The organism is Neisseria sp. HMSC073G10, assembly GCF_001812605.1.
GTDB classification, from domain to species: Bacteria; Pseudomonadota; Gammaproteobacteria; order Burkholderiales; family Neisseriaceae; genus Neisseria; species Neisseria subflava_A.
The window spans coordinates 69,685-75,986 of sequence record NZ_KV809518.1 but is presented as its reverse complement, the minus strand read 5'-3'; the positions used below and the strand labels follow the sequence as shown (position 1 = coordinate 75,986).

General features: G+C 47.0%; 7 protein-coding genes. 5 read left to right on the top strand and 2 right to left on the bottom strand.

Annotation, left to right across the window (positions count from 1 at the left end):
* Positions 1–292 precede the first annotated feature (292 nt).
* Entirely contained in the window at positions 293–1,522 is a 1,230-nt protein-coding gene (locus HMPREF2865_RS05730) for a tetratricopeptide repeat protein (RefSeq protein ID WP_070646326.1), read from the top strand.
* 44 nt (positions 1,523–1,566) lie between these two features.
* Entirely contained in the window at positions 1,567–2,745 is a 1,179-nt protein-coding gene (gene coaBC / locus HMPREF2865_RS05725; RefSeq protein WP_070646323.1) for a bifunctional phosphopantothenoylcysteine decarboxylase/phosphopantothenate--cysteine ligase CoaBC, read from the top strand.
* A gap of 56 nt (positions 2,746–2,801) precedes the next feature.
* Here the strand turns inward: coaBC and era are convergent, their stop codons facing one another.
* Both era and rnc read right to left on the bottom strand, forming a co-directional pair.
* A complete protein-coding gene (gene era / locus HMPREF2865_RS05720; protein WP_003679342.1) occupies positions 2,802–3,731 on the bottom strand; it encodes a GTPase Era in 930 nt (309 codons plus the stop codon).
* 64 nt (positions 3,732–3,795) lie between these two features.
* Positions 3,796–4,515: a ribonuclease III gene (gene rnc / locus HMPREF2865_RS05715; RefSeq protein ID WP_070646320.1), complete on the bottom strand. Its 720-nt coding sequence runs from the start codon at positions 4,513–4,515 to the stop codon at positions 3,796–3,798.
* Positions 4,516–4,769: 254 nt separating this feature from the next.
* Here rnc and HMPREF2865_RS05710 point away from each other — a divergent pair, with 254 nt between their 5' ends.
* From HMPREF2865_RS05710 to nusB, 3 genes are all read left to right on the top strand, one after another.
* Positions 4,770–5,093, top strand: a complete 324-nt coding sequence (locus HMPREF2865_RS05710) for a DUF2185 domain-containing protein (protein ID WP_070646332.1) — start codon at positions 4,770–4,772, stop codon at positions 5,091–5,093.
* Positions 5,094–5,186: 93 nt separating this feature from the next.
* On the top strand, positions 5,187–5,666 hold the full coding sequence (gene ribH, locus HMPREF2865_RS05705; RefSeq protein ID WP_036493252.1) for a 6,7-dimethyl-8-ribityllumazine synthase: 480 nt from the start codon (positions 5,187–5,189) through the stop codon (positions 5,664–5,666).
* A 121-nt stretch (positions 5,667–5,787) separates the two neighbouring features.
* Entirely contained in the window at positions 5,788–6,216 is a 429-nt protein-coding gene (nusB, locus tag HMPREF2865_RS05700; RefSeq protein WP_070646317.1) for a transcription antitermination factor NusB, read from the top strand.
* The last annotated feature ends 86 nt before the right edge of the window (positions 6,217–6,302 follow it).

Sequence of the window (6,302 nt, the reverse complement as noted above, 5' to 3'; positions counted from 1 at the left end):
TCAGCAGCGAAGAACCGAACTATACGCCTCACAACAAAACCAGTCAACACCCAATTTCAAAAAAATTAAAAATTTTTCACAACTATCTGTATTTAAATAATTTAAAATTTATTGGATTTTATCGTTCGATAGATAAAACAGATATCCAAAGATAAATAGTCCTGCAGTTTTACTCTTAATTGCCACATTCAAACACTCTATATCTCTATACTACTGGCGCTTTAGTCCCATCTACTCTTACAATCTCTACTTTCTCCAATAAAACAATCATAAATTTAGAATAGTCCCTATTATGAGTAACGAAAAGATTCAACAAAAATTTGAACAAGCATATCACTCTTTTATCGAAGAGGAAAATTACGAGGAAGCGCTAAAACGTGCCGAGATTCTTTGCCTTCTCAATCCGCAATCTGTCGAATTTCATCACAAAGTTGCTTATGCCTATCTGAAGCAATTGAAATGGGAAAAAGCCATTGAGGCTGAAATGAAAACGTTAGAGCTGGATAGCACCTATATTCCTGCTTTGGATTTACTTGCCCATGCTTACGGCGCCCTAGATAATTGGGAAAAAACCGGGGTTTACGGTCATCAGGCTTTGGTTCTAAAAGACAAAGCCATTCCAGATCTAGAACATGAAATCATTCCGACACCAGCTCCAAAAAACGGCAAACGGATTATCTCCTTTTCTTTATTTGGCAATAATTCCAAATATATTGAACCTGCTGTCTTAAATACCCAGCTTGCGCCTGTGCTTTTCCCTGGTTGGACATGCCGTTTTTATGTCGACGATTCTGTATCGGCTGAAGCTATTCAACGATTTAGAAATAACGGTGCCGAAGTGATTAAAGTTGGCGCTCCATTGGACAACTGGCCGGGCACGATGTGGCGCTTTCTTGCCATTAATGATCCCGAGGTTGAATACGTTATTTTCCGTGATGCAGATTCTATTATTTGTTATCGTGATGCAGCGGCCGTATCCGAATGGATAAAAAGTAGCACCCTATTCCACACTATTCGCGACTCAGGCTCGCATACTGCCCTGATTCTTGCGGGTATGTGGGGGGCTAAAGCGGGTGCAGTCCCAGATATGCAGGAAAGGATTCAAAACTTTGTCGATGAGGGCTACCCTTCCAGACATTTTGCCGACCAAGATTTTCTAGAAAAAGAATTGTGGGCCTATATCCGTCAGAATCTGTTTGCACATGACAGATTATTTGATTTCTGTAATGCACACAAAATTCCCGGTGAGTTCTACTCTAATTATCAAATCGCTTTCAGCGAAGGGGTTACCAGCTTTAACGCAACGACTGATTATGAAGACGGCAGTCTGGCAAGATGGACGCTGTACTCCAGTGCTTCACCTTTGGTCAATCCGGACTACTCGCTCAATGTTGTTCCTGAATTTAAAGTCTGCAGTTATGTGACTGAAGTGAAAAACGGGGTGGTTTCAGCGTTCTTGCCGAAGAGATATGGCAATGCGATTAAAGCAAAACTAGCCAGAATCAACATCGAACAAATCTAATTTGATTTGATTCCTATATCTCTCATTTTGTGAACCCATTATTTATGAGCAAACACATTCTCCTCGGCATTACCGGCGGTATTGCGGCGTATAAATCTTGCGAACTGGTCAGACTGCTGAAAAAGCAAGGACATTCTGTATCAGTAGTGATGACGGATTCTGCGACGGAATTTGTCTCCCCGCTGACTTTCCAAGCTTTAACCGGCAATCCTGTTTTATCGGATACCTATTCAGGTGCTTCCAATAATGGCATGGCGCACATCAATCTGACGCGGGAAGCCGACGCATTTCTTATTGCGCCTGCAACTGCCAATACGATTGCCAAAATTGCCAACGGATTGGCTGATAATCTACTGACCAACTTGGTAGCAGCCAGGAAATGCCCTTTGGCTGTTGCGCCTGCAATGAATGTTGAAATGTGGAGCAACCCTGCCAACCTGCGCAATATTGAGCAGCTGGTTTCAGACGGCATTACCGTGCTTTACCCAAACAGCGGTGAACAGGCTTGCGGCGAAACAGGTACAGGCAGAATGGTCGAAGCGGTCGATCTGGCAGATTTGTTAGAGGATTTATGGACACCCAAGCTGCTGAGTGGCAAAAAAGTTCTGATTACTGCCGGTGCAACGTTTGAAGCCATCGATCCTGTCCGCGGCATTACCAATATTTCCAGCGGACAAATGGGTATGGCTTTAGCGCGTGCGTGCCGTGCTGCCGGAGCGGAAGTCACGCTGATTTACGGTCAAATTCAGACGGCCTTACCCGCAGGCTTGGCTCATTCTGAACAGGCTGTCAGCGCAGAAGCCATGTATCAGGCAGTTCACCGCCATATCCATGAACAAGATGTCTTTATTTCCGTTGCAGCCGTTGCAGACTATAAAGTCAAAAACAGCAGCAACGAGAAACTGAAGAAAAACGGCAATCAGCCCCCGATTATCGAACTGACGGAAAATCCGGATATTCTCGCATCCGTTGCCGCCCTGCCTTCCCCACCATTCTGCGTCGGCTTTGCTGCGGAAAGCCATCAGGTTTTGGAATTTGCTCGGGCAAAACGTTTGCGCAAAAACGTGCCGATGCTGGTGGCCAACCAAGTTTCCGTTTCCATGGGTAAGCCAACCAATCAAATTACCATTATTGATGACCTTGCTGAAACCTCATTTCCGGAAACATCGAAACGCCAAGCAGCGGATGAAATCGTCAAACGCCTAGCTGAATTATTGGCTTAATCAAACAAAAGGCCGTCTGAGAATTTTTCAGACGGCCTTTGTTCAAACACATTAAATCACAAACCCAATTCGCGCAGAAAACGAATATCGTCTGCCCAACCGGATTTTACTTTCACCCAAATCTTCAAGAAGACTTTGGTATCAAACAATTTCTCCATATCAAGGCGGGCTTCAGTAGAAATTTTCTTCAATTTCTCCCCACCCTTGCCAATCAAAATCGCCTTTTGGCTGTCTTTATCGACCAACACCGCGATATAAATGCGGAACAGTCCGCTTTCCTCTTCCTCAAACTGCTCCACTTCAACATTCATCGCATACGGCAACTCTTCACCCAAATAGCGGAACAATTTTTCGCGCACAATTTCCATCGCCAGGAATCGGCTGGATTTATCCGTCACCATATCTTCCGGATACATCGGGATACTTTCCGGCAGATACGGCTTGAGCAATTCCAGCAGATTGGCAATACGCAGGCCATGTTTCGCGCTGACTGCCTCGCTGGCAGTAAATTCAAACTCTTGGCGCACTTCATTGATAAACGCCTCAAGCGCAAATTTGTCTTTGGCTTTGTCTTTATCGATTTTATTGACCACCAATACCACAGGCGTATGCTTAGGCAACTGCTTCAACACCACGCGGTCGGCATCGGTAAAGCGCATGGCTTCCACCACAAAAACCACCACATCCACGCCGCTCAACGCTTCGGTTACGTTTTGATTAAGACGGTCATTCAAGGCATTGCGGTGATTGGTTTGAAAACCCGGCGTATCGACAAACACAAATTGCGCCGTGTCGTCGGTGTAAATACCGGTTACACGATTGCGCGTGGTTTGTGCTTTTTTACTGGTAATACTGATTTTCTGACCGATTAAATGGTTCATCAGCGTGGATTTACCGACATTCGGTCGACCCACGATGGCCACAAAGCCGCAACGATAATCCGTCGGGTGTTGCGACTCGTTTTGTAAAAAGGTTTCGATATCCATTTATATATGACTTTCTTGATTGTTTCAGACGGCCTTTGCATTTTCTCAAAGGCCGTCTGAAATATTATTTTTTAGCTTTTTTCAAAGGAAACTTCTGTTCCAACCATTCTAAGGCTTCACATGCCGCTTTTTGCTCGGCCACTTTCCGACTGCTGCCGCGTGCATTGCAGATGAAACCGAGTTCGCCCAAATCGCAGGAAATCACAAACATCGCATCAGCCGTCTGCTCCGCCTGCTCTTCGATTCGGTATTTCGGCAGAGCAAAGCGACGTGCCTGCAAGGCTTCCTGCAAAGCAGTTTTACTGTCTTTCTTGCCGATATTCAAATCCGCACGTTTCACGCGTTCCGCAAACAAATGGCGAACCACTTTTTCCGCCGCAGAAAAATCAGCATCAAAACTGACCGCCGCAAACATCGCCTCCATCGCGTCTGCCAAAATCGAAGGCCGTCTGAAACCGCCGCTCTTCAACTCGCCGGCACCCAAATACAAACCGTCGCCGACATTCATTTCCAACGCGATTTCAGCCAATACACCTTCATTCACCAAAGCCGCTCGCATCCGCGACAACTCGCCTTCCGACAATTTCGGAAACGCGTCAAACAACATCCTCGCCACGGAATAGTTCAAAATCGAATCGCCGACAAATTCAAAACGCTCATTGTGTTTGGCATTGTAGCTGCGGTGGGTCAAAGCCTGCCGAAGCAATTCCATATTGCGGAACTCATAGCCCAGACGCTTTTGAATCGCTCGATGCGCCTGCTGTTTGAGCAAATCAGGTTTCATTCCATACTTTCAAAAAAACAGCCGGAAAGCACGCCTCATCCGCAGTGAAACAAAATAAAAAGGCTACACCGGCAACTTTTTTATTTTGGCTCATTGTTTCTCGCGTCCTTCAAGCCGATAAACAATTAAAAGCCGTCATGTTCAAACCTGACGACACTTGCCGACATTGTACCATCAAACCGCCCCTGCACACATCCGTGCGGAAAAGCGGCGAATCGTGTAAAATCATGCCAAATCATCTCTTTGTCAACTCTATGAACAAATTTGCCCAAGCATTGGCCGCAGCGCTCGACCGCTGCATCGTCACCAACACCGTCGCCGAACAAGGAGAATCTGTCGGCTTCCTCTACCGCGAAGCCCCCGTATTTGAAAACGACAGCGGCTGGCGTATTTTCAGCGGCGACGAAACCGACGAATACACCGACAATCCCGACAATTTTAGCATTGTCAGCCTCTCCGCCATTACCACAGATAATCCCGATATCGCGTCCCTGCTGACTCAGGCAGAAGGCAGCGCGTGGGAATTGAACGAAGACGGCGAGTTCCAAGCCGTTGCCGATTGGCAGCCGCAAGAATAACCCATCCCCATTTCGTTTCAGACGGCCTTCTTTATAACAAGGCCGTCTGAAACCGAGCCGAATCCCTATTTCACAAATATTGAAGGAATCATCATGAACATTATCGAACCACGCCTCGATGGCACCAACCTGCGCATCGGCATCGTTCAAGCCCGCTTTACCAACGAAATCGGCAGCGAAATGGTCAAAGTTTGCTGCCGCACCTTAAAAGAATTGGGTGTATCCGAAGACAACATCACGCTTGCCACCGTTCCTGGCGCGCTTGAAGTGCCTATCGCGCTGATGAACCTTGCTTCATCCGAACAATTCGATGCCCTGATTGCTATCGGCGTTGTCATTCGTGGTGAAACTTACCACTTTGAATTGGTATCTAATGAGTCCGGCGCAGGTGTCAGCCGCGTTGCCCTTGACTACAACATCCCTATCGCCAACGCCATCCTAACGACTGAAAACGACGAACAAGCCGTTGCACGCATCGAAGAAAAAGCCTCCGATGCCGCCAAAGTTGCCGTAGAATGTGCCAACTTGGTCAACCATCTTTTGTCAGAACAATACGAAGACGACGAAGAATAAGCTTCTCCCCGTATTGAATACCGCATATTTTCAGACGGCCTCCCAATCATGACATTGAGGCCGTCTGAATCATTCAATATTCAGCCGACAACCATCGGCACTCTCTTCACAAGGAATACCCATGAAAAGCCCACGCCGCCGCGCACGCGAGCTTGCCGTACAAGCCATTTATCAAGCAGGCATCAACAAAACCGCCGCTCCTGAAATCGCTAAAAACATCCACGAACTGTCCCAATCTTCCAATATGGATGAAGAACTGTTCAACAAACTGTTTTTCGGCGCACAAACCCATGCCGCAGAATACATGGAAAAAATCAGCCCCCTGCTCGACCGCGACGAAAAAGACCTCAGTCCTATCGAACGCGCCGTTTTGCTGGTTGCCTGCCATGAGCTGAGCACCATGCCTGAGACCCCCTACCCTGTCATCATCAACGAAGCCATCGAAGTCACCAAAACTTTCGGCGGCACCGATGGCCATAAATTCGTTAACGGCATCCTCGACCAACTGGCTTCCCGCATCCGCCCTGACGAACCACGCCGCAAAGGCTAAGCTGGGCTTCACATCGGGTTGAGATTACCAATCTTTGCCCTGTATAAGCTAATGTACTTATGCAGCCAAACCATCAAAAAGGCCGT

Excerpts from the sequence above, each read along its gene's own strand:
- rnc (WP_070646320.1), bottom strand. The coding sequence starts at position 4,515 with ATGAAACCTGATTTGCTCAAACAGCAGGCGCATCGAGCGATTCAAAAG.
- coaBC (WP_070646323.1), top strand. The coding sequence starts at position 1,567 with ATGAGCAAACACATTCTCCTCGGCATTACCGGCGGTATTGCGGCGTAT.
- HMPREF2865_RS05710 (WP_070646332.1), top strand. The coding sequence starts at position 4,770 with ATGAACAAATTTGCCCAAGCATTGGCCGCAGCGCTCGACCGCTGCATC.
- nusB (WP_070646317.1), top strand. The coding sequence starts at position 5,788 with ATGAAAAGCCCACGCCGCCGCGCACGCGAGCTTGCCGTACAAGCCATT.
- era (WP_003679342.1), bottom strand. The coding sequence starts at position 3,731 with ATGGATATCGAAACCTTTTTACAAAACGAGTCGCAACACCCGACGGAT.
- ribH (WP_036493252.1), top strand. The coding sequence starts at position 5,187 with ATGAACATTATCGAACCACGCCTCGATGGCACCAACCTGCGCATCGGC.
- HMPREF2865_RS05730 (WP_070646326.1), top strand. The coding sequence starts at position 293 with ATGAGTAACGAAAAGATTCAACAAAAATTTGAACAAGCATATCACTCT.